This is a genomic window from Shewanella algae, from assembly GCF_009183365.2.
Classification (GTDB): Bacteria; Pseudomonadota; Gammaproteobacteria; order Enterobacterales; family Shewanellaceae; genus Shewanella; species Shewanella algae.
In genome coordinates this window covers 290,001-316,119 of sequence record NZ_CP068230.1, presented here as the reverse complement: position 1 = coordinate 316,119, position 26,119 = coordinate 290,001, and the positions used below count along the sequence as shown (strand labels likewise).

Sequence of the window (26,119 nt, the reverse complement as noted above, 5' to 3'; positions counted from 1 at the left end):
TTTCAGTCGTTCTCGTTGTGATAGGTTTCGTCGTACAGAGCCATCAACTCATTCACCTTGGTTCTGGTGCTGCCTTTCTGGCTGATGTTACGTTGAACCTGTATCGCTTCCATTCTCGAGCCGTGATAGAGCTCGCGGGTCAACGGAATATCATGGTTACTGATAAGCACAGGAATGCCACGCTCAATGGCGGTATGACGGGAATGCCTGGCCAGCAGTGCCTGGTCATCCAAAGAGAAGCCGGCACCGACATAAGTGGTAAAACTGGCGGTGGTCGATAAAGGTGCGTATGGCGGATCGCAATAAATCACGTCACCGCTTTTAGCCAGGGCAAACGCCTGCTCGTAGCCAATGCAGCGAAACTCGGCATTTTGTGCCTTGGCAGCAAAACCGCGGATCTCTTTCTCAGGGAAATACGGCTTCTTGTAGGAACCAAAGGGCACATTGAATAAGCCTTTACGGTTATAACGACACAGACCATTAAAGCCGTGGCGGTTGAGATAAAGAAAATAGACTGCCCGCTCGAAGGGGTCACGACTGCGATTGAATTTTTCTCTGACCAGATAGTATTGCTCTTTGTCGTTCATCCGCGGTACAAACAGTTCCGCAGCCGCCCCTATGTATGCTTCCGGACGAGTCTGAATGATGGAGTAAAGATCGATCAGATCGCGATTGATATCGCACAACAGATAGCTCGGATAATCTGTGTTGAGAAACACAGAACCGGCACCGACAAAGGGCTCAACCAAGCGCTCACCCTTGGGCAAGTGCTGAGTCAGGGCATCAACCAGTTTAAATTTACCACCGGCCCACTTAAGAAAGGCTCTTTGTTTTTTCTTCATTAAAATTGATCGGTGCCCGGAAAAACGAAAGTGAGGATTGTACTCCGTTTAAGATGAAATTTCACTGTTACTTAGGCCAGCTTGTAAGCGATAGTGCTGCAGTGATTGCCATGACTTGACCAAGGGTTGAGACAGGCCCAAAGTCTGCTGCAACACTTTACCGGCTTCTATGGCCTCTTGCTTACTGGCATATTCCCCTACCAATACCACCCACCAATCCTTGTGCTTGGCTACCCTGACATTTTCCACTTTTTTCAGCTTGGCCATAAACGCCGTCAGTGACGATTCACGTTTCAGACTCACCAACTGCAAAGTATAACCCTGTGTCGGTAGCACTCCGGCACTGGGCTCTTGTTCTAGCTCAGATTTATCCTGAGCTTCTTGCGACTTGGTATCTTGAGAAGCCTTAGCGGCCTCTTTGACCTGCGGCTTTTGGGTAACCGGCGTAGTAACAGGAGCGGTTTGCACATCCAGTATTGCCTTGGCGTCACTCAGTAGCTCAGATTCTGACTCTGGGGATCGCGCTGTAACCACTTGAGTCTCTACATGATGATCGTTTATTTGCTCCAAGACCACCTGCGGCTCTGTTGCCTGGCTTTGTACTTGTTCCAGGCGAACGTAAACGGGCGTAGTTGAGAGCGCCTCCTGATCCCGGTCAATATCGAGCCAACGCTCGGCAAATTGGCTTAAGGGACTTGTACTATGCTCCAGCACCAGCGCTGACTTGGGCAATTCAGGCAGAGGCTCGGTCGAGCGCAGCAGATACCAAGAGAGCAGCGCCAGAGAGATAAGCACGGCAAGGCTCGATATCAGTATGGTCTTCCAAGGGAATACCCTTGGCCTCGGAGGCTCACCATTCAATGCCAGCTCCAGCAATGACAATACCTCGGCCGGTGTGCCTTGTTGCCTCTCCAACTGCTTGACCACTATGGCCCGTGGCGTGAAAGTGTGCACTGCGCTGCGGGTCAACAGTGTCTGATACAGGCCCTCACGCTCGACGAGAGAAAGCGGCTCAAGCTTAACCGGCAACACCTGTTGTTTCTGTGCTTTGGGCAGTTGAAGCTGTAGCTGCTCGGCAAACTCCGGAGAGACAGAACAGGTCAACGTGATAGGCTCACCTCTGGCCTGCAGCTGAGTCAGCAATAAACACTCGGCCCAAAGCGCCAAGGGCATATTGTCGGCATCGTCGATCAGAATGTGGATAGGCTTGCGCATCTCACCCAGATAGCGCAGCAGGGTATCGGCCAGAGGCTGCTCGTCGTCAAACAGGGGATCGGGCAGCAACTGGATCAGCAACTTGCGCCTTATTTCAGCAGCATCGGCATGTTGAGGGCAACTGACCAACGCCAGATTATGCTCATCGAGCACATTGGCCAAGGCGGTCAACAGTCGTGTCTTACCTGCTCCAGCCTGCCCCTGCAACAAAACCAGCTGCTGACCATAACAGGCCAGATGCTGCAGTCTTTGTAACAGTGCCTCTTGCGAGGGCAGGAGAAGTTCTTCGGTTGCCACCATTGTTACCCATCAAGGATCAAGTGCGGCAGATCACCTGTTCGAGTAGGGATTCCGGCACTTGAGCAAAAATACCGGCCTGACCCATGTCTGTGGGCAAAACCAGGCGAATTTGCCCAGCCAAAACTTTTTTGTCACGCCGCATGTGTTTGATAAAGCTTTCAAAATCCATGGACTCTGGTGCAGTTACCGGTAAGTCGAATACCTGTAGCAGCTCAGTGATGCGACGGAGAATTGACTCGTCAATCAGTTCCATGGCTTTTGCAGTTTGTGCAGCAAGGACCGTGCCAGCGGCAACCGCTTCACCGTGAAGCCAATTGCCATAGCCCATTTCGGCTTCGATAGCATGTCCGAAGGTATGCCCCAGATTCAACAGAGCGCGAACCCCCTGCTCTGTCTCATCTTCGGCAACCACTTCGGCTTTTATCTCACAGCAGCGACGTATGGCATAAGCCAGTGCCTCTGGCTGCTGCGATTTGAGTGACTCAACATTGTTTTCGAGCCACAGGAAAAAGTCAGCATCCCAAATGATGCCGTATTTGATCACCTCAGCCATGCCGGCGGCAAATTCACGCGCCGGCAGAGTCTTCAGGCACAGGGTATCTATCAGCACAAGTTGTGGCTGATAAAAAGCGCCTATCATGTTCTTGCCCAGCGGATGATTGACCGCTGTTTTGCCGCCCACAGAGGAATCGACCTGAGACAGGAGCGTAGTGGGGATCTGGATAAAGTCCACGCCCCGCTGATAACAGGCCGCAGCGAAGCCGACCATGTCACCAATGACACCGCCACCGAGAGCCACCAGCACCACGTCACGACCGCAGTTGTGCTCAAGCAGAGCCGTAAATACGCTTTCGAGTTGTGCCAGTGTCTTGTACTGCTCACCATCGGGCAGAATATGAGCAAAAACCTGAGCCGCAGGCAGCAGAAGGCGCTGCAAAGACTGCAGATACAGGGGAGCTACTGTGTCATTGGAGACAATGAGGACTTTTTTACCCGAGACACTCGCCGTCAGGCAATCGCTCTGGGCCAACAGACCCTGGCCAATGAAGATAGGATAACTGCGTTCACCTAAATCAACCCGGATCTGTTGCATCTTGCGTCCTAGAAGCCTAATTGTTCAATGATTTGATTGGCCACAACTTTGGCGCTTTGCTCGTCTGTCTTGACGATAACATCGGCGATTTCCTCATAGAGAGGATTACGCACGTCTGCCAGTGCTTCCAACACTTCACGAGGATTATCTACCTGCAGCAAGGGGCGACGCTTGTCGCGCTGGGTACGGGCCACTTGCTTGTCGATAGTGGTTTCCAGATACACCACGATACCGCGGGCAGAGAGGAAGTTGCGGATATCTTTGCTTTGAACTGAGCCACCACCTGTGGCCAGAACTATGCCTTGTTTCTCGGTCAGATCGGAAATCACCTGAGCCTCGCGGCGACGGAAACCTTCTTCGCCTTCAACGTCAAATACCCAGGCAATGTCAGCGCCAGTGCGATTTTCAATCTCTTGATCTGAATCGTGGAATTCCAAATGCAGCATTTGTGCCAGATGACGACCTATGGTGCTTTTGCCTGCGCCCATAGGGCCTACCAGAAAAATATTACGTTTTTCAGCCATTTCTTGTACGTCTGAATCTTATGAAAAGTTTGCCGAATGTCGACTTACTATCAAATCGACGGGATTTGTTACCTTGCTCTAATGAGACTTGACCGGGGATTATCTCAGCTTAAGGACATTCAAGGCAAGTAATGCCGACTATTAAAGCCAAATTTCCCCGGGCCCAAACATCAAAGCCAGCGACTGGCACTGGCTTTGATTGAGGTTTTACAGGTTTGGAAAAAACTTAGGCTGACCCCGGCATGCCTTCAATGCCAATTGCTGTGCAAGCCACGCTCTACAAAAGAGAACGCCACGATGACCCATTCACACCTTCCCTAGATTTCTTCGGTCACTATCTTGGGCGTTACGAAGATCAGTAACTCCTGGCGCTCATTCTTGTCCGAAGTATTGCGGAACAGGAAGCCGACCAAGGGGATATCCCCCAATACAGGAACCTTGCTGACCCGGCTGATCAGGTTCTGTTGATAGATACCACCCAAGACTATGGTTTCACCATTATCCACCAGCACTTGAGTACCTATGCGCTGGGTATCGATGGAGACAGCCTCTCCCAACGGAGTTTGTACTACCTTACCCTGCGAGTCCTGAGTAATTTCCAGATCCAGTATCACGCGGTTGTCCGGGGTGATCTGAGGTGTTACCCGCAGCGACAGTACCGCTTTCTTGAACTGTACAGTTGCCGCCCCACTGGAAGCCGATTCCACGTAAGGGATCTCGACACCCTGCTCAATATAAGCGGCTTTCTGATTCGAAGTGGTAATCCTCGGACTTGCAATGATTTCACCCTTGTTTTCCTGCTCCAGCGCACTCAATTCCAGGTCCAAGACGGTACCGTCAGCCAATTTGGCCACATGGAAAGCTATGCTGGTAGCATTGCTTGGTGCTGCCGGCAGATTCACATTGAGACGATCGCCAATTGATGGAATGGTGCCGTTGGCTATGTCCTGAGCACCTTCCAGGCTACCCGATGTGCCCTTATTGCCCTGCTGATCTGTAATTCCCCAACGGATACCCAGGTCTTCCGAAACATCATCTTTGACCGTGACCATTCGGCTTTCAATCAGCACCTGACGAATAGGTACGTCCAATACTTCAATCAGCTTATGCACATTTTCCAGGATATCGGCCGTGTCTTTAACCAACAGAGTATTGGTTCTTTCATCCACGGCAACAGTGCCACGCTTGGATAACAGGCTGGAGCCTTCTCCCTTCAGCAGGTTGGCAATATCATTGGCCTTGGCGTAATTCACCTGCAGATACTCTGAGTAAAGCGGTGCCAACTCTTCTGAAACCTTTTTCTTGTTCTTGAGCTGATTTTCCTCACGTATGGCCAGCTCTTCCGCCGGCGCCACCATCAGGATATTACCCTCGATTCGCTTATCCAGCCCCTTGGTTTGCAGGATAAGATCCAGTGCCTGATCCCAAGGGACATCGTCCAGTCTCAGGGTGATGCTGCCGTCGACAGTATCACTGGTCACCAGATTGAAATCATTGTAATCGGCGATAATCTGCAGCACGGTCCTGACGGAAATATTCTGGAAGTTAAGTGACAGAGTCTTACCTGAGTATTTCTTCTCTTCTTCCAGTTGAACTTCACGCTCGACCTTGTTCATCGCCAAGGTGAACATATTGCCATCTTGCTTGTAGTTATATTCGTAGTCACCTTTGATATCGATTAGTACCCGGGTAGTCAGATCTTCTTTGAAGGTCTCAAAGCTCTTCACCGGAGTGGCAAAGTCCTGCACATCCATGACATATAGCATGTCAGATGGAATATCTGTGTTATACAACTTCAGCTCCAGCCTGGAGCCAACTTGCTCCACATTGGCGGCAACCGATGAATTACGCAGCTCAACCAGCAATTCTCCGCCATTGTCACCCAAGCGGCGGAAATCAATATTCTTTATGCTATTGACGAAAGGACTGCTGGCCTTGCTCTGGGGATCCATGACCTCATCATTGACAGTCAAACGATAAACGTTGTCTACCGCTTTACCCTGATAAGGTTTCACTTTTTTCAGTGCCAGAACCAGTCGTAAATTATCGCCGTCCTGCATGCTGGACAGCTGCTCGACACCGGCAGTATTAATAGGGATCTGTGCTTTCTCCAGCGCCGAAATACTGTCGCTGAAGTCCAATTGGATACTGGCTGGATCGGCACTCAAATTGATTTCCGGCTCAGATATCGGCTTGTCAAACACCAACTCCAGCTCCAGTTGATGATCCACAATGGCGTGGTACTTTACATCCACCAGCTTGTTGGCAGCACCAGCGTAGGGACTGAGCCCCAGGACGAGCAGGCTGCCCAGGATAAACTGCATCCATTTGGCTGCATTCTTCGGGGTGATATTCGCGGCAGAAGATTCCATTATTCCCTCATCCTTCGCTTGTTATTCTCCGGTCAATTCCAGGCTGCTGTTGCGCTCTGTCCAACAGCCGGAACCGTCCGGTACTAATTCAATGATGTCGATATTCTGTGCTGATACTTTGGCGATGCGGCCGTGATAGAGTCCCAAATACTCGCCCACTCCCATCCGATAGACATTGCCATCGGTTGTTTCCACCAAGGCCCAAACCACGTTGTCTTCGCTCAGGGTGCCGCGCATCTTGAGGTTGTCCAGCGCATAGGTTTCTAGACGGCTCTTGCGACGCTTGAGATCCGGCTGCAGGCAATCCTTGGTGGTATCTATCACCTCTTCCGTCAGTTCCCGGGAAGGCGGCACAAAGGGACTACGCAACATATCTGCCTGATAATCAAAATGCTCAAACTGAGGCGGCTCTTTCAACGGCGGGATCCTGGCAACATGCTGAGCCTTGGTGCTGGTGACAAAGGCTTCAAGATCTGTTCTGTCACCGATACAGCCGCCAAGCATTAACGCCGCCGCGATCAGGGGGATGAGTTGTTTCATTTACCTTTCCCCTTAGCCTTCTCCGGCGGTAATTCCGTTCCCTCTTTAAATCTGTAGGTCTTGGCCAGAATTTCCATTGCCAAGGTGCCGGATGGATCGCGCTTAACCACAAAGTCATGCAGGCTGACGATCCGTGGCAGCTTGGCAACTCCGCCGACCATGTGCCCCAATTGGTGATAGTCACCGGTCACAGCCATGCGTATCGGAAACTCAATATAGAAATCCCGTTGGATCTCGGCATCCCAATCCAGACTCTGGATCTTCAGACCCGCATCTGTGGCGACATAGGTCAAGTCATCAAGCAAACCCGGCATTTCATTCTCTGATGGCAGCATCTTCAACAGTTCGGCAAATTGTGCCTCCATCTGTACCAATTGCTCCCTATACAATTTCAGGTTAGCGGCCAACAGATACTTTTGCTTGAAATCATCACGCAGTTGTTGCTCTTTCACCTGTTCAGACTGGTAAATATCTATGGCGTCTGAAACAAACAGATAATAGCCACCGACGAACACCAGAATCGCCAGCAAGCCTGCAAATACGGCCTTGACCTGAGTCGGCCAGCCGCCGATATTCTCCATGTCCAGATCATTGAACTGGCTCAAATCGAAACTCATTTGCCCGCTCCTTTCGCCATCTGTGCCGTCCCTTCAAGCCGGTTTGCTCCCTTGATACTGACTTTGAGACTGAAGCGTTGCAGCTCTCTGAGTTCTTCCTGTTGAGAGACTATCGACTGCATACTCGGATCCTGAAGCCATTCTGATGCTTTAATTTTTCGCATCATGTTGGCGACATTGTTATTGGACTCACTGCGTCCTTCGATCCAGATAAGGCTGCCTTTCTTTTCTATGCTGGAAAGATAGATACCTGGCGGAATAACCCGTACCAGCTCATCCAATACGTGAGTTGGCAAATTACGCGACTGCTGTAAGTTAAGAATAATCTCGGTGCGACGCTCAATATCCTTTTTGCGCTGTTTTATCTTGGTGATTTCAGCTATCTGCTTGTCAAGCAAACTAATTTCTGACTGGAGATAAGTATTTCGCTGACGCTGATCCTCTGTCATCAAGTCGATAAAGTTCAGTGCCAAATAAACCAATAACGCGGCGCCAATAAAAACAGCAGCCAGAATACCTATATAATCGCGCTTCTGTTTTTCCCTGGCTTCTTCACGCCATGGCAATAAGTTTATGTTCGCCATTGAGCATAACTCCTCAGTGCCAGGCCGCAAGCCACCATGTATTTACTGATATGGGGTTGCAGGGCATTTTTTACTGAATCGTCCGCATGTAAACTTCCCTGAAAGGGGTCGGCAATTATAGTGTGAACACCTAATTCATTGGTTAGAAGATTAGCCATGCCTTCTAATTTGGAAGTGCCGCCACAAAGCACCAAATGATCGACTTTATCCTTACCACTGGAAGTGCAATATATTTGCAGCGTACGTTTTATCTGTTGCAATAATTGCGTTTGAAATGGCGATAACACCTCAAACATATAATTGCGAGGTAGATCACCTTCTATCTTGGCCTTTTCCGCCTGCTCATAGGACATACCGTAAAAAGACAATATAGATTGAGTGAAGAGTTCACCACCAAATGCTTGCTCGCGGATAAAGGCTGTTTCCCCTTTTTCCACCACGGCGAAGGTGGTCATGTTGGCACCGATATCAACCAAAGCGACAACCTGATCTGCTGCGCCATCCGGAAGCTGCCCCAGGATCAATTCATGGGCACGTCCCAGAGCATAGCCTTCTACATCAACAACTTTAGGTTCAAGGTCGACACTGTCCAGCGCATCGATTCTGGCATCAATATTTTCGGTACGGCAAGCACTAAGCAAGACATCAACCTTGCTGGGGTCTGTCTTGTTGACGCTCAGCGTTTCAAAATCAATGCTGACTTCATCAAGTGAATAGGGAATGAGGTTATCCGCTTCAATCTCAATCTGCGCCTCCATTTCAACCTCACTCAAGGAGGCGTCCATGTAGATGACTTTAGTCATTACGGCTGATCCGGATACAGCGACAGAAGCAAATTTAGTTGATTTGGGCAATTGCCTCTTCAGCTGTCTCATTGCTTCAATAACGGCTTCAGGATCGCGAATATCATGATCATTGATGGCTCCTTTTTTTACAGGAGCAGCGGCATAAGCCTGGATTTTATAACCATCGCCTGTCTTGCCCAGCAGGATCGCTTTGACCTCGTGAGAACCGATGTCAATACCCACCATTTGCGGAGCCTGACGCTTCCATAGATTCGAAAGCATAGTCCTTTGTCACTTTGTTATTGTTAGGTTTTAGATTAGCACATTTTCAAATTGTTACGCCCCTTTGTATAAAATGTTTGAGCACATTACAACGGCTAATTTTTTGACGCTGCCTTTTTGCTTCACCCTGCACAAAACGCCTTATATACTATTGTGCCCGCAGCAAGTTTTGGAATAATCTCGTGAAGTGGTTAAAACGTATACTCATAGCTCTATTCAGTCTGGCCCTTCTTGGGGTTGCAGCTATCGTTGGAGCCTACTTCTACGTCCTGCCCGAACTCCCGGATGTCGCTACACTCAAGACAGTTCAACTGCAAACGCCACTGAGGGTGTACTCCAGTGACGGCAAGCTGATCTCGCAATTCGGTGAAAAACGCAGGATCCCGCTGGAGTTGGCCGATGTGCCCAAACCACTATTGCAGGCCTTCCTGGCAACCGAAGATTCACGCTTTTATGAGCATAAAGGTATCGACCCCATAGGAGTGGTGCGCGCCGCATTGGTTATGCTGGCCACCGGCGAGAAAAAGCAGGGTGCCAGTACCATTACCATGCAAGTGGCCAGGAACTTCTTCCTGACTCGAGACAAGACAATTATTCGTAAAGTCAAAGAGATATTTATCTCTATCCACATAGAGCAGCTGCTAACCAAAGATGAAATTCTGGAGCTCTATGTCAACCGTATCTATCTTGGACAGCGTGCTTACGGGGTTGGCGCCGCGGCTCAAGTTTATTACGGCAAGGAAGTCAAAGACTTGACGCTTGCTGAAATGGCAGTTATCGCAGGTTTGCCAAAAGCCCCTTCAACACTCAACCCTATCACCTCCCCCAGCCGAGCTTTGACCCGTCGTAACCTGGTGCTCAACCGTATGCTGGAGGTCGGCTATATCACCCAGAGTGAATATAACGAAGCCAGTGCTCAACCTATTACCGCCAAATACCATGGCGCCGAAATCGATCTCTACGCCCCTTACATTTCAGAGATGGCCAGAGATTATATGGTGCAGAAATATGGTGAAGAGGAAGCCTATACCGGTGGTTACGATGTTTACACCAGCATAGACTCATCACTGCAGTTAAAAGCCCAGAAGGCACTGCGCAACAATGTCTACGCCTATGATGAACGCCATGGCTATCGAGGCCCTGAAGCGGTTCTATGGACAGACAAGCAGCCTGATGAGAGCGAGTTGATTGCCACCCTGAAGAAAACTATGCCCATTCAGGAGCTCAGGCCAGCCGCCGTATTGCAAGTAGAGGAACAGCAGGCACAGGTGCTGCTCGCCTCGGGAGAAAAACTCACTCTGCCTTGGGATGGCCTCAAATGGGCCCGCAAGTTTATCAATGACAAACGCCAGAGTGCACCACCGAAGAAAGCCGAACAATTCCTGAAAGTGGGCGAGCAGATTTGGGTGCGTAACAACGGCGATATCTGGCAATTGGCTCAGGTGCCTCAGGTTGCCAGCGCCATAGTCTCGATAGATCCCAAAGATGGTGCAATTCAGGCTCTGGTCGGTGGTTACAGCTTCAGTCAGAGCCAGTACAACCGGGTAACTCAGGCCAAACGTCAGCTGGGCTCCAACATAAAGCCTTTCCTATATGCTACGGCGCTGGAGAAAGGCTATACCCTGGCGACACTGATCAACAATGCGCCGATCAACAAGCCCGACCTCAGCCAAGGTACGGCATGGCGCCCCAAAAACTCACCCGACGTATACGGCGGCCCCACCAGGCTACGTCTGGGACTGGCCCAGTCTATCAACGTGATGTCGGTGAGAACCCTGCGTTATGTTGGGCTGGATGCCGCCATCGACAAGCTGGTGCAATTTGGTTTCGATGCCAAAGAGCTCAACCGCAACGAGTCTCTGGCGCTGGGATCACCATCTGCCACACCTTTGCAGGTGGTCACAGCCTTCTCGACCTTCGCCAACGGGGGTTATCTGGTTGAGCCTTACTTCATCAAACGGATCCAGAATGCCCAGGGCGAAATCCTTGAACAAGCTCATCCGGCTCTGGCTTGTGATGCGCCGCTTAAGCCTGAAGAGGATATGGCGGATAACGCGATAACCGATTTGACTATGCAAGAGCCGCTGCAGCCCCAGGTTCAGGAAGATCCTTTCAGCTGTGACAGCCCAAGTGCCCGTCACGCCAAGCAAGTGATCAGCGAACAGACCGCATTCCTGATCACCGATGCCCTCAAGAGTGTTATCTGGGGTGGCGGTAACTGGAGCAAGGGCACTGGCTGGAACGGTACAGCCTGGCGCGCCGCCAGAGTGGTCAAACGCCATGACATAGCCGGTAAAACGGGAACAACCAACGAATCGCGGGACACCTGGTTCAGTGGCTACAATCCCAAGCTTGCCACCACCGTCTGGGTCGGCTTCGATGACCATGGCCGTGAGCTGGGACGTACCGCCTGGAATGCCAGCGGCGCCAAAGATCAGATTTCAGGGGCCGAATCCGGTGCCAAGACCGCGGGCCCAGGCTGGAACGAGTTTATGCGCGATGCTCTGGAAGGAACGCCGGAAGAACCCAGCATTCCACCGGCTGGAATCGTTTCGGTGCGTATTGATTTGGATAGCGGCAAGCTGTCGCGTAAGACAGACTACACCAGCGACTTCGAGTACTTTATTCAGGGTACAGAACCCAAGGAATACGCCACCGGCGCCGAAGATGACAGCGACATCTTTATCGAAACACCGCCGGAAGAGCTGTTCCAGTAACTGTCTGTGTAACACCGTCTGTTAAACATTAAAAAACGCGCCGATTGGCGCGTTTTTGTTTGGCTCGAATCCGAGGGATAGCTTCTATTTGGCCTGTTTGGCAGCCAGCGCTGCCTTGACCTGCTCTACCGCGGTACCGCCGAGAATATTGCGTTTCGCCAGGCAAGAATCGATACCCAAATGCGGATAAACATCCTCCGCTATGATATCGGCATAGCTTTGTAAGATTTCAAGTGGCAAGGCTTCCAGTGGCTTACCCTCAGCAATAGCTTGCAGCACCACTTCACCCACAACGTGATGCGCCTGCCTGAAGGGCATGCCTTTACCCACCAGATAGTCCGCCAGTTCAGTGGCATTGGCGTATCCCTGTTGAGCTGCGGCCAACGCATTGGTTCGGTTAACCTTGACACCTTCAAGCACCAGAGCCGCCATTTTCAAGCACAGGCTCCAGCTGTCCATCACATCGAACAAGCCTTCCTTGTCTTCCTGCATATCCTTGTTGTAGGCGAGTGGCAGCGCCTTCATGGTGGTGAGGATCCCCATCAAGCTGCCGTATACCCTGCCCGCTTTACCGCGGATAAGCTCAAGCGCATCGGGGTTCTTCTTCTGCGGCATCAAGGAAGAACCTGAGGTGACATTGTCGGCCAGCTCGATAAAGTTGGCTTCGCCGGAATTGAAGAAGATCATATCTTCAGCCATACGACTTAAGTGCATCATGCTGATAGAGGCATCGCTGCAGAGCTCTATGACATGGTCACGATCAGACACGCTGTCCAGGCTGTTGAGGGTAGCAGAGGCAAAGCCCAGGCTGGCCGCCAGCGCCTGACGGTCGATGACATAAGCTGTACCCGCCAAGGCGCCACAACCCAGAGGGCAGGTGTTGAGGCGATTCAGTGCATCCTGCAAGCGGCTGATATCCCGCTCAAACATTTCCACATAAGCCAAAGCCCAATGGCCAAAGGTCACGGGTTGCGCCCGCTGCAGATGGGTATATCCCGGCATCACGGCATCCAACTCACGCTCGGCCAAGGCCAGCAGCCCCTGTTTGACTTCAATCAACAGACTCAGCAGGTGTGCGCCTTCCTGTTTGCACCACAGCTTGAGATCGGTCGCCACCTGGTCATTGCGCGAACGGCCGGTGTGCAGCTTCTTACCCAAGTCACCCACCTTGGCGATCAGCTGTGATTCCACAAAACTGTGAATATCTTCGGCGCCGGAAGCGATGATCTGCTCCGGCGTATCTTTAACTTCTGCGAGCAACTCAGCCAGCGCCTGAGTCAGGGTCTGGCATTCCTCCTGGGTTAACACGCCGGCCTGGGTTATCGCCTCGGCCCAGGCGACTGAGCCCTGGATATCCTGCTCCAGTAAACGGAAATCCACCGGCAGGGAATCGTTGAAGAGTTTGAAAAGTTCGCTGCTTTGGCCGCTGAATCTGCCACCCCATAAAGCCATGATAAGGTCCTCTTTCTCGGGCATAAAAACTAAGGGGCGCCGATGCGCCCCTGATATACTGACGCTTACTTGCTGTTGAGCGCGCGGATACGGCTCGCCAATGAGTAGAGGCGGATAAAGCCTTCGGCGTGTTTCTGATCGTAAACCGTGTCTTCACCGAAGGTGGCAAACGCCTCGGAATACAGGCTATTGGGAGAACGTTTCTTCACGGCAACCGCCTGGCCCTTGAAGAGCTTGATCACCACTTCGCCGTTAATGTCCTGGGCCAGTGCCTCGGATGCCGCTAACAGCGAGTTACACAGAGGTGTAAACCAACGACCATCATAGACCAGATGTGCCATCTGAGCGGCGACCTGTTCACGCCAGTTACGGCTGGTCTTGTCGAGCACCAACTCCTCTACCGCTCTCAGAGCAGCAAACATGACAGTGCCGCCCGGTGTTTCATAACAGCCACGGGACTTCATCCCCACCAGCCGGTTTTCAGTGATATCGATACGGCCAACACCGTGAGCGGCAGCAATCTGGTTCAGCTTCATCAGCGCCGCATAGGGGCTCAGGGCTTCACCGTTGACTTCAGTCACCCGGCAGTTTTCCACTTTCAGGCTGACATACTCAGGCTCATCTGGCGCATCCAGCGGATCGACTGTCATGGTCCAAACCTCTTTGCTGGGCTCATTCCAGGGATCTTCCAGCTCCCCACCTTCGTGGGAGATATGCCAGGCGTTGGCGTCGCGGCTATAGATCTTGGTGGCCGAAGCCGAGGTCTTGATGTTGCGCTCGGCCAGGTAAGCCAGCAGATCTTCACGGCTCTCCATGGTCCACTCACGCCAAGGGGCAATCACTTTCAGATCCGGCGCCAGTGCGGCAAAACAGCCTTCGAAACGCACCTGATCGTTACCCTTGCCGGTACAACCATGACACAGGGCGTCGGCGCCGACCTTACGGGCCACTTCCACCTGAGCCTTGGCGATGATGGGTCTGGCCATGGAGGTGCCCAGCAGATAGGTTCCCTCGTAGACGGCACCGGTTGCTATGGTGGGATAGATGTAGTCTTTAACAAACTCTTCTTTCAAATCAACAACATGACATTCACTGGCGCCGGAAGCCAACGCCTTTTCTGTCAAACCTTCGAGTTCGGCTTCCCCTTGTCCAACATCGGCACAAAAGGCAACGATCTCACAGTTGTTATAGTTCTTTTTCAGCCAGGGAATAATGGCCGAGGTATCCAGGCCGCCGGAGTAGGCCAGGACAACTTTTTTTACATCTGTGTTTTTCTGTGCAATAGACATCTTAATTTTCCTAGATTCAACTGGCCCTTGGCCATCAACTCAAAAGTGTTACCAGAACGGCATTCTGCGCGTGCATGCGGTTTTCTGCCTGTTGCAGGATCAGAGAACCTTTGCCATCCATCACCTCATCAGTCACTTCTACCCCTCTGTGAGCGGGTAAACAATGCATAAAATACTTCACCTTATACTGTTCCATCAGCGGCTGATTGATTTGATAAGGATTAAATTTTGCTTCAATATCAGAAAGTTCTGTTTGATCGCCCATGGAAATCCAAGTATCAGTGTAGACGGCATCCTGACCTTCCAGGGCGGCGATGTCTGAAGTCAGTACCAGGCTGCCACCATTCTCCGCCGCCAGTTGCTGTACTTCATTGACAATCAGACCATCGGGGAAATGCCCTTCGGGGCAGATAACCGTCATGCTGGCACCCAGAATGGCAGCGCCTATCATCAACGAGTGGGTCACGTTGTTGCCATCGCCCACATAGGCCAATTTCACCTTGCTCAAGTCACCGAGCTGTTCTGACAGGGTCAGAAAATCCGCCAGTGCCTGACAAGGGTGGTACAAGTCCGACAGCGCATTGATCACAGGTACAGTGCCGAACTCGGCCAGGCCTTCTATGGTCTTGTGGCTGAAAGTCCGTGCCACTATGGCGTCGGCCCAGCAGGAAAGGTTACCGGCGAAATCGGCAACAGATTCGCGCTTGCCCAAAGCACCATTTTGTTGATCCAGATAAAGACAGTGGCCACCCAGCTTATGGATACCGATATCGAAACTGACCCTGGTACGCAGGGAAGGTTTTTCAAACAGCATCACTACGCTCTTGCCCGCAAGCGCGTGTCGGTAGTCTGCCGGATTGGCCTTGATCTTCTTGGCCAAGTCCAACAACGCCAGCAACTGGGATTGGGTGAGTTCTTTAATGGTCAACAGGTGCTTCATACTGCCTTCTCCTATGGTTTTATTTGTGTACCCACGGCTTCGCCCTGAGCCAATGCAGCCAGTTGTGCCGCATCTCTCCAGGAAGCAACCTGTACCGGCTGCCCCATGAGTTCTGCGACTTCCAACGCCGCCTCTACTTTGACTTTCATACCTTTCTCTATCACGCCCAATTTCACCAGGTCGTCGATTTCGCTGCGATTAAGACTGGCGATCAACTGCCCCTTACCGTCCAATACTCCGGAAACATCGGAGAGCAGCACCAGCTTGCCCTGCACCAGTTTGGCCAGCACTGTGGCGGCCTGATCGGCATTGACGTTAAGCAGTTGCCCTTCGCTGGATACTGCAATGGAGCTGACAATGGGCATCCAACCCTGAGACAGGACGAAATTGATATAGCTGCCGTCTTTGGGGGAAACTTCACCCACCAGCCCCAAGCGTTCATCTTTAATTACCGCATCGACCAAGTTGGCATCCGCCAGACTCATGCCAACGCTGGCGACACCGGCCTTGATGGCCGCCGCCTGCAGTATCTTGTTGGACATACCGGCCAGAGCGCCGGCGATGATCGGCATCTGCTCCGGCGGCGTGACCCGCAAGCCATCGAGCTTCACCGTATCCATGCCATTGGCCTTGAGCTGTTCATCCACCAGATAACCGCCACCATGAACCAGAACCACTTTCTGTCCCTGGGCCAGCATTTTCGCCGCCGTATCCATCAGCCTGGCCATTCCCATCTCACACTGCATCAGTGCGCCGCCAACTTTCAGAACCAACACCTTGTCTTTCGTGCTCATAGTGACAACTCTCTCTAACCGTTCCGCGAATAATTAGTATTTAAAGTGAATCTTTATGCATTGTAGCGCCTGACTGGCAGCGCCCTTCATCAGGTTGTCTATGGCACTGGCCACTACCAGATAATGGTTCTGTTCATCAAACTTCCACCCGAGATGACAATTGCCCGTGTGTACCACGTCATCCACCTTGGGGAATTGGTTCTGCTTTACGCTGACTATGCTCGAGCCATGGTAGATACGGTAAGCCTCGGCAACGTCATCTGCCCTGGTACCCGGCTTGAGCTGCAGCGTAATGGTGGCGAGAATGCCACGTTTGAAGTTGCCAAGGTGCGGAGTAAAAATCACTTCTTGCCCCAGTTGGCTGGCGATTTCGGGCTGATGCCTGTGACCAAGCACACCGTAGGGCATTAAACTCACTTCACAGAAACTGGTGTGCAACTGCGCCTTGCGTCCGGCTCCGGTCACACCGCTAACGGCATTGATAACGGGGAAGGCATCTGTCATCAGTGACTTGAGCGGCTTAAGCGCCAACAGAGATGCCGTGGGATAACAACCGGGAACCGCAATCATCTTGCTGTTGGCAATCGCCTCGGCATTCCACTCGGCCAGGCCATAAACCGCCTGTGCCAATACTTCGGCTTGGTTATGCTCAAAGCCATACCACTTGGGGTAGTTTGCAGCATCGCTGAAACGATAGGCACCGCTCAAATCAAATACCGCCAGACCCTGGGCATAAAACCAGGCCGCCAATTCCAGGCTTACCGAATGTTCGGTCGCCAGTGCCACGGCGTCGGCCTGTGCCACTATCTGCTGTTTGGCCTCTGGCGTTAACGGCTGCAACACTGCAGAGATATGTTGATATACAGGATAAAGCTCGGCCAGGCTTTTGCCCTTATCCAGACTATTTTCAGAGACATACAAGCCTTGAATGCTTAACTCTGGCTCAGCTTGGATCAGGGCGGTTAACTGGGCACCTGTATATCCACTGGCCCCTATGATGGCGATATTTTTCATGGTTTCTAATTCTTCAAGCTAATCAAAAAAGGAAGGGCACAACGAAAGCCCGTGGCTCAGCGCCTAATGACAAGTTTATCGTCGCAGGGAGTTATTGCAGTTTTTGGTCTGAATCAAGCTCAAGGTCGAACTCAACATACTTAGTCTCACTGAATTTAGTCACCATGAAAGATGACACTGGCTTTAGCTGTTTGCTAGACTAACACAGCAATTTATTTATGCAATATATATGAATAGTTATTTTTAATGTTTTGCGGAATAGTCATGAAAAAACTGCCGGAACTCACAGAAAGCTTCAGTGCGCTTATCGCCTCGCCCTCCATCAGTGCCCTGGAGCCCGAGCAAGATCAATCCAATGCTGCCGTTATCGACTTGCTGGCCAACTGGTTTGCCGATTTGGGGTTGGAGTGCCGCCGCCAGCCGGTGCCCGGCAGTCGCAACAAACATAACCTGCTGGCCAACCTGGGCACTGGCCAAGGTGGCCTATTGCTGGCCGGGCACACAGACACAGTACCGTTCGATGAAGGCCGTTGGCAGCATGATCCCTTTCGGCTAACCGAAAAAGATAACCTTTGGTATGGCTTGGGAACTTGTGACATGAAGGGTTTCTTTGCCTTGATATTGGAGACCTTGAAACAACTGCCGCTGACACAAATGAAGCGACCTCTTTATATTCTCGCCAGTGCCGATGAAGAAACCACAATGAATGGGGCCAAGGCCTTTGCCGCCAACGCTGCAATCAAGCCTGAATTTGCCATCATAGGCGAACCCACCAGCCTACGGCCGGTTTATATGCATAAAGGGCACATGGCTCAAGGCATTCGAGTAACGGGCCGCAGCGGCCACTCGTCAGATCCGGCCAAGGGACTCAATGCCATAGAAGTGATGCATCTGATCATAGGCCGACTACTTAAACTCAAGCAGCATTTGAGCGAACACTATCGCGAAGATGCCTTCAGTGTACCTTACCCAACCATGAACTTTGGCCATGTCCACGGCGGCGATGCAGCCAACCGTATCTGTGGTTGCTGTGATCTGCATCTGGATATTCGCCCGCTTCCCGGTTTGGCTTTGACCGATCTGCAACTCATGCTGCAGCAGTATTTACAGCCGGTCTGCGAACAATTCCCAGGATCAGTTTCCATCAGCGAACTCTATCCCGGCTCAGAGCCGTTTGCCGATGATAGAGACTCTCCCTGGAGCCAACTGGTCGCCAGCCTGGCGGGACAGCCACCTCAAGTGGTGAACTATGCCACCGAGGCGCCTTATATTCGGCAACTGGGGTGCCACACTCTGGTATTGGGACCCGGCAGCATAGAGCAGGCTCATCAACCGGATGAATATTTGGATACGGCGCAGATCAAACCTACGATAAACTTGCTGAAACAGCTTATTTATCATGCCTGTATAAAATAATGATCCAGCCCACAGCTGCTGGAAACAACGTAAGGCAAATACCTCAGCGTATTGACCATAGGGCACAGTGCTGGTTATTGTGCTCTACTCAAGTCCGCCCGAAACGACGACTCTTTCTCACTATTCTTTGGAGCAATCAACACGATGGCAGATATGTATGCATCCTTAAGATCCAACGTCAGTATGCTTGGGCAGATCCTCGGCGACACCATGCGATCCGATCTGGGGGAGCCATTTCTCGATAAGGTGGAGCAGATCCGTCAACTGGCCAAGAGTTCCCGTCAGGGTGATGAAAGCGCCCGTCAGCAGATGTTGGAACTGCTGACGGCCTTGCCCGATGACGAACTGGTGCCGGTCACCAAAGCCTTTAACCAATTTCTCAACCTGGCGAATATCGCCGAGCAGTTTCATACCATCAGCCGCAACTGTGATGAACTGGTGTGTGTACCGGATCCCGTGGAGCAACTGCTCGGACGTATGCTGAACGGACCGATAGATCAGAAGCAGATGCTGTCCTGTCTGAGGGAGATGAACATAGATCTGGTACTGACGGCACACCCGACCGAGATATCCCGCCGCACCCTGATCCAGAAGTACTCATCTGTGGTCGATTGTCTGACGGCACTGGAAAACGATCAGCTCAGCGAGCGCGAGTTTAAACAGATCAATCTGCGACTGCGGCAACTAATTGCCCAGATTTGGCATACCAATGAGATCCGCCGCGAACGCCCGACACCGGTAGATGAAGCCCGCTGGGGTTTGGCGACTATCGAAACCTCACTGTGGCAGGCGATTCCCGACTTTTTACGCCAGCTCAACGACCAGGTAGAAGAGCGCACCGGCAGCCAGCTACCGATTGATATCGCTCCGGTGCGATTCTCCAGCTGGATGGGTGGCGACCGTGATGGCAACCCCTTTGTTACCGCCAAGGTCACTCAGGAAGTATTGGATCGTAATCGCCATGCCGCCGCCAGACTCTATCTCAAAGATATCGTCTCTCTGGTTGGCGAATTGTCTATGGAAGAAGCCAACGAGGAGATGAGCCAGTATACCAACGGCAGCTGTGAACCTTATCGTGACGTGCTCAGAGATCTGCGCCAAAAGCTGCGCAACACCATAGACTATCTCAATGCCCGCCTCGAAGGTCATCAGCCTGAGGTCGACAGCCATAGCATCATCTGGCATCAGGACGACCTGAAAAAGCCGCTGCTGATGCTGTATCAAAGCCTGTGCGATTGCGGCATGAGTCTGATAGCCAATGGCTTGCTGCTGGATATGTTGCGCCGCTTGGCCTGCTTCGGCATTCATATGCTGAGGTTGGATATCCGCCAGGATGCAGAGCGCCACGCCAATGCCATTGCCGAGCTTACCCGCTATCTGGGCATGGGTGACTTCAACCATTGGGATGAGACAGAAAAGCAGGCCTTCCTGCTCAGGGAACTGGCCAACCGCAGACCCTTGATCCCGGTAAACTGGCAGCCATCAGACGAGGTGGCCGAGGTACTGGCAACCTGCCGCTTGATAGCCACTCAGCCTCAACAAGCGCTGGGTTCCTATGTGATATCCATGGCCAGCCAACCATCCGACGTGTTGGCGGTACTCTTGCTGCTCAAGGAAACCGGCTGTCACTATCCCATGCGGGTAGTGCCGCTGTTTGAGACCCTGGATGACCTCAACAATGCCGCCGATTGCATCTCTGCCCTGCTCGATATCGATTGGTATCTGGGTTACACCAAAGGCATGCAGGAAGTGATGATTGGCTATTCGGATTCGGCCAAGGATGCCGGAGTCATGGCCGCGGCCTGGGCACAATATCGGGCGCAAGAACAACTAGTTGCGGTATGCAAGAAGGCTGGCGTCAAACTGACCCTATTCCACGGCCGTGGCGGTACTATCGGTCGTGGCGGCGGCCCGGCTCACCAGGCGATTCTGTCACAGCCTCCGGGCTCAGTTGACGGACGGATCCGGGTGACAGAGCAGGGAGAGATGATCCGCTTCAAGTTCGGTCTCCCTAAGTTGGCAGTGCAGTCACTGGCGCTTTACACCTCAGCGGTGATGGAAGCCACTTTGCTTCCGCCTCCCGAGCCTAAACAGGAATGGCGGCAATGCATGCAGCGACTGGCCGATGAATCTGTACTGGCCTACCGCAGCATAGTCAGGGAAGAAGCTGACTTTGTTGCCTATTTCAGAGCCGCAACGCCTGAAGTGGAGCTGGGTAAGCTGCCACTCGGCAGTCGACCGGCCAAACGCCGGGTGGATGGAGGTATCGAAAGCCTGCGCGCCATTCCCTGGATATTTGCCTGGTCACAGAACCGTTTGATGCTGCCGGCCTGGCTCGGTGCCGGTGAGGCGCTAGAAGCCGCGGCCAAACGAGGAGAGCTTTCTCTGCTACAGGAGATGGAACGTCAGTGGCCCTTCTTCAACACCCGTATCTCCATGCTGGAAATGGTGTATGCCAAGGCAGAACCCAACCTCGCCCGCTATTACGACACCTGCCTGGTGCCTGAAGACCTGCGTCATTTGGGTGAAGCTCTCAGGGAGAGGCTGCAACAGGGGATCCAGGCGGTACTCGAACTGACCCGCTCTGACAGCCTGATGTCGCATACTCCCTGGAACAGGGAATCGGTGCGGCTTCGAAACCCCTATATCGACCCGCTCAACTTCCTGCAGGCCGAGTTGTTGGCCCGAAGTCGCAAGGAACAGGAAACTTCGGAACAATTGCAACTGGCGCTGATGCTGACCATAGCCGGTGTCGCGGCGGGCATGAGGAATACAGGATGAGGCTGCCCCTACTGCTGTCTCTGTGGTTGATGCTGATGTTGGGCGGCTGTGTCAGCCAATACAGCATCAGCGAAGGACAGCTGGAATCCTATCTGAATAAAGAGCTGCAACTGGATATGCAAGACACCCAGGGGCCACTGGCAACAGAGATCCAGTTGAATCGGGTAACAGTCAAATTGGGGCACAAGCCGGATACCATGGCGGTGAAAGCCACCTCGGAACTGATACTCAGAACGCCGCTGTTTCCCCTGCGTGCCAGCCTGACAACAGAGTTTGAGGCCAAGCCTTGGTATGACAACCAAACCCATGGCGTCTATCTCCGTGGTCTGGAGTTGACCTCTGTCGAGTCCAATCCCAAGGATATTCAGCGGGCTTTGCAAGGTATTGCCCCACAGTTGATGGGCTTCATCCGCAACTTCCTCGAAAGTCAGCCGGTTTATGTTCTGGACCCCCAGGACAGCAACCAAGCGAGGCTGGCCGATATGACCAAGAGCCTTCAGGTTAAACCAGGCAAGCTGGTGCTGGAGTTTAAATAATCGATATTCAGAGCACAAAAAAGACGCAGCCTTGGCTGCGTCTTTTTATTTAACCTATTACTGGTTTAACCTATTACTGCCTTTGACTATTTGGCAAATCGACCAATAGAGGAGTAGTCAACAATAACCGCCTCGCCCAGCAACTCGCGGCGCAGCATGTCATAGGCTACTGCGCTGCTAAGACTGCGAACCAGCTCTCGAGAACGTCTTGGCAGCTGAATCATCTGGCTGTAACAACCTCCCTTGGTTGCCAAGGCTATGGCGACAGTACCGACAGGCTTCTCCTCTGTGCCACCATCAGGACCGGCAATACCACTGGTGGCCAGAGCATAGTCGCTATCCAGTATCGCCCTAGCCCCCATCGCCATCTCCTCAACGGTGGCAATCGACACAGCGCCATGGTCATCCAGTGTTGAAGGTTGAACCCCAAGAATACGCACCTTGCTCTCATTGCTGTAGGTCACCAACCCCTGATGCAAATAGGAAGAACTGCCAGGAAAAGCCACCAATTGGCTGGTCAACATACCTCCGGTACAGGACTCGGCCAGACTAAGACTAAGGCCTGAATTCAACAACCTGTGATGGATCTCTTCCGCCAGTGTCGCGCGATTTTCGGCAACAACCGCAGTACCCAAAACCTGTCGTACATGATTGGTGACTCGGGGTAACAGAGCAATGGCCTTATCACCGCGGGCAAACAACTTGATCTCTATATGTGGCATAGAGGAGCGATAACCTATGGTGATCCCTGCTGGCAACTCCAATGCTTCCAGCTTATCGGCCAGCGTCGATTCGCCATGGCCCAGGGTCAACAGCTTGTTCAATGCGACTTTTGCATCCAGGCCGAACTCCTGTTTGATAAAGGGTAGAAACTGCTCCTGAACCATATGTTTCAGCTCAAATGGCACCCCTGGAGTGAAGTAGAGCCAAGCACGATTGAGTTTGACTCTAAAGCCACAGGCCGTGCCAACCGGATTATCCACCATGACGGCAGACTCAGGCAGTAAAGCCTGTTTCAGATTACTGGCCGGCATCTCTCTGTTGTTACGGCTGAACCAGGCCTCCATCTTGGCACGCCATTCGGCGTTCTCAACCAGAGGCTCACCCTTGGCCTTGGCCATAGCTTCGGCCGAGAGATCGTCGCTGGTTGGCCCCAAACCACCATTAACCAGAATGATATCGGCATGGAGACTACGCTCCTGAAATACGGCTATCAGATCTTCGAGTCTATCCCCCACTGTGACCCTGCGCTGCACCTCAATCCCATGCTCCATCATCACATTGGCAAACCAGGCGGCATTGGTATCTACTATCTGACCGGACAACACCTCCTCTCCGGTACAAATCATCTCTAACTTCATTCAAAGATCCCTTTGGCAAAAACTGCATATACGTTAAGTAACCACTGGATGAATAGCAAGCACGGCTTGGAAGACACAAGAAAGGGAGAAACAGGGAGAGTGGAAAACCAGCATGACACGCAGTTTCGAGAGTTGTACGCACGTTAGTTTGCAGGGGCAGAAGTCGATTTGTCGCGGGGTAAAGTTCAACGCAGTTCTGGATAAAAAGTCTGTGGATAAAAACGAAAAAAGCCTCATCTTTCGATGAGGCTTTCTCTTTAAGTTGGCGGAGCGGACGGGACTCGAACCCGCGACCCCCGGCGTGACAGGCCGGTATTCTAACCAACTGAACTACCGCTCCTTTAGTATCACGCCTTGGCGCACTACTAAAATTGGGCGTCTGGCGATGACCTACTCTCACATGGGGAGACCCCACACTACCATCGGCGCGATTGCGTTTCACTTCTGAGTTCGGGATGGGATCAGGTGGGACCACAATGCTATTGTCACCAGACATATTTGAGAATTTGGAAAGCTGTTGCTTTGAAATATGGTGGTCGCTACTGGGATCGAACCAGTGACCCCCTCCTTGTAAGGGAGGTGCTCTCCCGGCTGAGCTAAGCGACCGGTATTCTTGGCTGTGCTCTTTTCAGAGCCTGAGTTCAAACTTCAATCAAGTATCAACTTCTTCAAGTCCGTAAAACCCATCTGGGTTGTATGGTTAAGCCTCTCGAGTCATTAGTACAGGTTAGCTCAACGCCTCGCAACGCTTACACACCCTGCCTATCAACGTCCTGGTCTCGAACGGCTCTTCAGAGGGCTCCAGGCCCTAGGGATGACTCATCTTGGGGCTCGCTTCCCGCTTAGATGCTTTCAGCGGTTATCGATTCCGAACGTAGCTACCGGGCAATGCCATTGGCATGACAACCCGAACACCAGCGGTTCGTCCACTCCGGTCCTCTCGTACTAGGAGCAGCTCCCCTCAATCATCCAACGCCCACGGCAGATAGGGACCGAACTGTCTCACGACGTTCTGAACCCAGCTCGCGTACCACTTTAAATGGCGAACAGCCATACCCTTGGGACCGACTTCAGCCCCAGGATGTGATGAGCCGACATCGAGGTGCCAAACACCGCCGTCGATATGAACTCTTGGGCGGTATCAGCCTGTTATCCCCGGAGTACCTTTTATCCGTTGAGCGATGGCCCTTCCATTCAGAACCACCGGATCACTATGACCTGCTTTCGCACCTGCTCGACGTGTCTGTCTCGCAGTTAAGCTGGCTTATGCCATTACACTAACCGTACGATGTCCGACCGTACTTAGCCAACCTTCGTGCTCCTCCGTTACTCTTTGGGAGGAGACCGCCCCAGTCAAACTACCCACCAGGCACTGTCCCTAACCCCGATTAGGGGCCCAGGTTAGAACATCAACACTACAAGGGTGGTATTTCAAGGTTGACTCCAACAAGACTGGCGTCTCATCTTCATAGTCTCCCACCTATCCTACACATGTAGGGTCAATGTTCAGTGCCAAGCTATAGTAAAGGTTCACGGGGTCTTTCCGTCTAGCCGCGGGTATACGGCATCTTCACCGCAATTTCAACTTCACTGAGTCTCGGCTGGAGACAGCGTGGCCATCATTACGCCATTCGTGCAGGTCGGAACTTACCCGACAAGGAATTTCGCTACCTTAGGACCGTTATAGTTACGGCCGCCGTTTACCGGGGCTTCGATCATGAGCTTCTCCGAAGATAACCCAATCAATTAACCTTCCGGCACCGGGCAGGCGTCACACCGTATACGTCATCTTGCGATTTTGCACAGTGCTGTGTTTTTGATAAACAGTTGCAGCCACCTGGTATCTGCGACTCCCGTCAGCTCAGAGAGCAAGTCTCATCACCAACAGGAGCGTACCTTCTCCCGAAGTTACGGTACCATTTTGCCTAGTTCCTTCAGCCGAGTTCTCTCAAGCGCCTTGGTATTCTCTACCCGACCACCTGTGTCGGTTTGGGGTACGATTCCTGCTAACCTGAAGCTTAGAAGATTTTCCTGGAAGCATGGCATCAACCACTTCATCCCCTTAGGGACTCGTCGTCAGCTCTCAGTGTATGTGTGCCCGGATTTGCCTAAGCACACCACCTACTACCTTAAACGCGGACTACCAACGCCGCGCCGGCCTAGCCTTCTCCGTCTCTCCATCGCAGTTAGCAGAAGTACGGGAATATTAACCCGTTTCCCATCGACTACGCCTTTCAGCCTCGCCTTAGGGGTCGACTCACCCTGCCCCGATTAACGTTGGACAGGAACCCTTGGTCTTTCGGCGAGGGGGTTTTTCACCCCCTTTATCGTTACTCATGTCAGCATTCGCACTTCTGATACCTCCAGCGTGGGTTACCCCTTCGCCTTCAACGGCTTACAGAACGCTCCTCTACCGCACTGATGCAAGCATCAGTACCCGTAGCTTCGGTGAATTGCTTAGCCCCGTTACATCTTCCGCGCAGGCCGACTCGACTAGTGAGCTATTACGCTTTCTTTAAATGATGGCTGCTTCTAAGCCAACATCCTAGCTGTCTAAGCCTTCCCACATCGTTTCCCACTTAGCAATTACTTTGGGACCTTAGCTGACGGTCTGGGTTGTTTCCCTTTTGACGACGGACGTTAGCACCCGCCGTCTGTCTCCCGG

The 26,119-nt window shown here is 52.2% G+C and carries 19 protein-coding genes, 2 tRNA genes and 2 rRNA genes (1 of these 23 running past the window's edge); 4 read left to right on the top strand and 19 right to left on the bottom strand.

Annotation, left to right across the window (positions count from 1 at the left end):
• Window positions 1–2: 2 nt before the first annotated feature.
• The 9 genes from E1N14_RS01525 to E1N14_RS01485 form a co-directional block, all read right to left on the bottom strand.
• On the bottom strand, window positions 3–842 hold the full coding sequence (locus E1N14_RS01525; protein WP_062793763.1) for a Dam family site-specific DNA-(adenine-N6)-methyltransferase: 840 nt from the start codon (window positions 840–842) through the stop codon (window positions 3–5).
• A gap of 48 nt (window positions 843–890) precedes the next feature.
• Window positions 891–2,357, bottom strand: a complete 1,467-nt coding sequence (locus E1N14_RS01520; RefSeq protein WP_062793764.1) for an AAA family ATPase — start codon at window positions 2,355–2,357, stop codon at window positions 891–893.
• A 16-nt stretch (window positions 2,358–2,373) separates the two neighbouring features.
• The gene (gene aroB / locus E1N14_RS01515; protein ID WP_025011597.1) at window positions 2,374–3,450 is read right to left on the bottom strand and encodes a 3-dehydroquinate synthase; all 1,077 of its coding nucleotides are present in this window, start codon (window positions 3,448–3,450) and stop codon (window positions 2,374–2,376) included.
• Window positions 3,451–3,458: 8 nt separating this feature from the next.
• Window positions 3,459–3,974 (bottom strand): shikimate kinase AroK, encoded by a 516-nt coding sequence (gene aroK, locus E1N14_RS01510; protein WP_025011596.1) that lies wholly within the window; start codon window positions 3,972–3,974, stop codon window positions 3,459–3,461.
• A gap of 317 nt (window positions 3,975–4,291) precedes the next feature.
• Complete coding sequence (locus tag E1N14_RS01505) at window positions 4,292–6,346, bottom strand: type IV pilus secretin PilQ (RefSeq protein ID WP_025011595.1); 2,055 nt, start codon at window positions 6,344–6,346, stop codon at window positions 4,292–4,294.
• A gap of 21 nt (window positions 6,347–6,367) precedes the next feature.
• Window positions 6,368–6,886, bottom strand: a complete 519-nt coding sequence (locus tag E1N14_RS01500) for a pilus assembly protein PilP (protein WP_025011594.1) — start codon at window positions 6,884–6,886, stop codon at window positions 6,368–6,370.
• Entirely contained in the window at window positions 6,883–7,503 is a 621-nt protein-coding gene (locus E1N14_RS01495) for a type IV pilus inner membrane component PilO (RefSeq protein ID WP_025889304.1), read from the bottom strand. Before E1N14_RS01495 ends, E1N14_RS01500 begins: the two co-directional genes overlap by 4 nt.
• Entirely contained in the window at window positions 7,500–8,087 is a 588-nt protein-coding gene (locus E1N14_RS01490) for a PilN domain-containing protein (protein WP_025011593.1), read from the bottom strand. Before E1N14_RS01490 ends, E1N14_RS01495 begins: the two co-directional genes overlap by 4 nt.
• Entirely contained in the window at window positions 8,075–9,154 is a 1,080-nt protein-coding gene (locus E1N14_RS01485; RefSeq protein ID WP_025011592.1) for a pilus assembly protein PilM, read from the bottom strand. The genes E1N14_RS01490 and E1N14_RS01485 overlap by 13 nt, the downstream gene beginning before the upstream one ends.
• A gap of 182 nt (window positions 9,155–9,336) precedes the next feature.
• Here E1N14_RS01485 and E1N14_RS01480 point away from each other — a divergent pair, with 182 nt between their 5' ends.
• The gene (locus tag E1N14_RS01480; RefSeq protein ID WP_025011591.1) at window positions 9,337–11,871 is read left to right on the top strand and encodes a penicillin-binding protein 1A; all 2,535 of its coding nucleotides are present in this window, start codon (window positions 9,337–9,339) and stop codon (window positions 11,869–11,871) included.
• Between the two features lie 84 nt (window positions 11,872–11,955).
• Here the strand turns inward: E1N14_RS01480 and argH are convergent, their stop codons facing one another.
• From argH to argC, 5 genes are all read right to left on the bottom strand, one after another.
• Window positions 11,956–13,323, bottom strand: coding sequence for an argininosuccinate lyase (gene argH / locus E1N14_RS01475; protein ID WP_025011590.1), 1,368 nt, complete (start codon window positions 13,321–13,323; stop codon window positions 11,956–11,958).
• A gap of 65 nt (window positions 13,324–13,388) precedes the next feature.
• A complete protein-coding gene (locus E1N14_RS01470) occupies window positions 13,389–14,612 on the bottom strand; it encodes an argininosuccinate synthase (protein WP_025011589.1) in 1,224 nt (407 codons plus the stop codon).
• A 34-nt stretch (window positions 14,613–14,646) separates the two neighbouring features.
• Window positions 14,647–15,552 carry an ornithine carbamoyltransferase gene (locus E1N14_RS01465; RefSeq protein ID WP_025011588.1) on the bottom strand — a complete coding sequence of 302 codons (906 nt, stop codon included), beginning with the start codon at window positions 15,550–15,552 and terminating at the stop codon, window positions 14,647–14,649.
• Between the two features lie 11 nt (window positions 15,553–15,563).
• Window positions 15,564–16,346 (bottom strand): acetylglutamate kinase, encoded by a 783-nt coding sequence (argB, locus tag E1N14_RS01460; RefSeq protein WP_025011587.1) that lies wholly within the window; start codon window positions 16,344–16,346, stop codon window positions 15,564–15,566.
• A 33-nt stretch (window positions 16,347–16,379) separates the two neighbouring features.
• Window positions 16,380–17,360, bottom strand: coding sequence for an N-acetyl-gamma-glutamyl-phosphate reductase (argC, locus tag E1N14_RS01455; RefSeq protein WP_062793765.1), 981 nt, complete (start codon window positions 17,358–17,360; stop codon window positions 16,380–16,382).
• A gap of 264 nt (window positions 17,361–17,624) precedes the next feature.
• Here argC and argE point away from each other — a divergent pair, with 264 nt between their 5' ends.
• From argE to E1N14_RS01440, 3 genes are all read left to right on the top strand, one after another.
• Window positions 17,625–18,776, top strand: a complete 1,152-nt coding sequence (argE, locus tag E1N14_RS01450) for an acetylornithine deacetylase (RefSeq protein ID WP_025011586.1) — start codon at window positions 17,625–17,627, stop codon at window positions 18,774–18,776.
• Between the two features lie 144 nt (window positions 18,777–18,920).
• A complete protein-coding gene (gene ppc, locus E1N14_RS01445; protein WP_062793766.1) occupies window positions 18,921–21,557 on the top strand; it encodes a phosphoenolpyruvate carboxylase in 2,637 nt (878 codons plus the stop codon).
• A complete protein-coding gene (locus E1N14_RS01440) occupies window positions 21,554–22,093 on the top strand; it encodes a YceB family lipoprotein (protein WP_025011585.1) in 540 nt (179 codons plus the stop codon). The genes ppc and E1N14_RS01440 overlap by 4 nt, the downstream gene beginning before the upstream one ends.
• Before the next feature lie 86 nt (window positions 22,094–22,179).
• On the opposite strand, the gene E1N14_RS01435 is transcribed toward E1N14_RS01440, so the two are convergent.
• The 5 genes from E1N14_RS01435 to E1N14_RS01415 form a co-directional block, all read right to left on the bottom strand.
• Window positions 22,180–23,454 carry a CinA family nicotinamide mononucleotide deamidase-related protein gene (locus E1N14_RS01435; protein ID WP_025011584.1) on the bottom strand — a complete coding sequence of 425 codons (1,275 nt, stop codon included), beginning with the start codon at window positions 23,452–23,454 and terminating at the stop codon, window positions 22,180–22,182.
• Window positions 23,455–23,717: 263 nt separating this feature from the next.
• Window positions 23,718–23,794 (bottom strand) — tRNA-Asp (locus E1N14_RS01430).
• 37 nt (window positions 23,795–23,831) lie between these two features.
• A 5S ribosomal RNA gene (rrf, locus tag E1N14_RS01425) occupies window positions 23,832–23,947 on the bottom strand.
• Window positions 23,948–23,984: 37 nt separating this feature from the next.
• Window positions 23,985–24,060: transfer RNA gene (locus E1N14_RS01420), tRNA-Val, on the bottom strand.
• Between the two features lie 90 nt (window positions 24,061–24,150).
• Window positions 24,151–26,119, bottom strand: a 23S ribosomal RNA gene (locus E1N14_RS01415) (it continues 924 nt past the right edge of the window).

Excerpts from the sequence above, each read along its gene's own strand:
- E1N14_RS01470 (WP_025011589.1), bottom strand. The coding sequence starts at position 14,612 with ATGTCTATTGCACAGAAAAACACAGATGTAAAAAAAGTTGTCCTGGCC.
- E1N14_RS01525 (WP_062793763.1), bottom strand. The coding sequence starts at position 842 with ATGAAGAAAAAACAAAGAGCCTTTCTTAAGTGGGCCGGTGGTAAATTT.
- E1N14_RS01435 (WP_025011584.1), bottom strand. The coding sequence starts at position 23,454 with ATGAAGTTAGAGATGATTTGTACCGGAGAGGAGGTGTTGTCCGGTCAG.
- E1N14_RS01505 (WP_025011595.1), bottom strand. The coding sequence starts at position 6,346 with ATGGAATCTTCTGCCGCGAATATCACCCCGAAGAATGCAGCCAAATGG.
- argC (WP_062793765.1), bottom strand. The coding sequence starts at position 17,360 with ATGAAAAATATCGCCATCATAGGGGCCAGTGGATATACAGGTGCCCAG.
- E1N14_RS01465 (WP_025011588.1), bottom strand. The coding sequence starts at position 15,552 with ATGAAGCACCTGTTGACCATTAAAGAACTCACCCAATCCCAGTTGCTG.
- aroB (WP_025011597.1), bottom strand. The coding sequence starts at position 3,450 with ATGCAACAGATCCGGGTTGATTTAGGTGAACGCAGTTATCCTATCTTC.
- E1N14_RS01495 (WP_025889304.1), bottom strand. The coding sequence starts at position 7,503 with ATGAGTTTCGATTTGAGCCAGTTCAATGATCTGGACATGGAGAATATC.
- E1N14_RS01440 (WP_025011585.1), top strand. The coding sequence starts at position 21,554 with ATGAGGCTGCCCCTACTGCTGTCTCTGTGGTTGATGCTGATGTTGGGC.
- E1N14_RS01490 (WP_025011593.1), bottom strand. The coding sequence starts at position 8,087 with ATGGCGAACATAAACTTATTGCCATGGCGTGAAGAAGCCAGGGAAAAA.
- argE (WP_025011586.1), top strand. The coding sequence starts at position 17,625 with ATGAAAAAACTGCCGGAACTCACAGAAAGCTTCAGTGCGCTTATCGCC.
- ppc (WP_062793766.1), top strand. The coding sequence starts at position 18,921 with ATGGCAGATATGTATGCATCCTTAAGATCCAACGTCAGTATGCTTGGG.
- E1N14_RS01485 (WP_025011592.1), bottom strand. The coding sequence starts at position 9,154 with ATGCTTTCGAATCTATGGAAGCGTCAGGCTCCGCAAATGGTGGGTATT.
- E1N14_RS01520 (WP_062793764.1), bottom strand. The coding sequence starts at position 2,357 with ATGGTGGCAACCGAAGAACTTCTCCTGCCCTCGCAAGAGGCACTGTTA.
- argB (WP_025011587.1), bottom strand. The coding sequence starts at position 16,346 with ATGAGCACGAAAGACAAGGTGTTGGTTCTGAAAGTTGGCGGCGCACTG.
- aroK (WP_025011596.1), bottom strand. The coding sequence starts at position 3,974 with ATGGCTGAAAAACGTAATATTTTTCTGGTAGGCCCTATGGGCGCAGGC.
- E1N14_RS01500 (WP_025011594.1), bottom strand. The coding sequence starts at position 6,886 with ATGAAACAACTCATCCCCCTGATCGCGGCGGCGTTAATGCTTGGCGGC.
- argH (WP_025011590.1), bottom strand. The coding sequence starts at position 13,323 with ATGGCTTTATGGGGTGGCAGATTCAGCGGCCAAAGCAGCGAACTTTTC.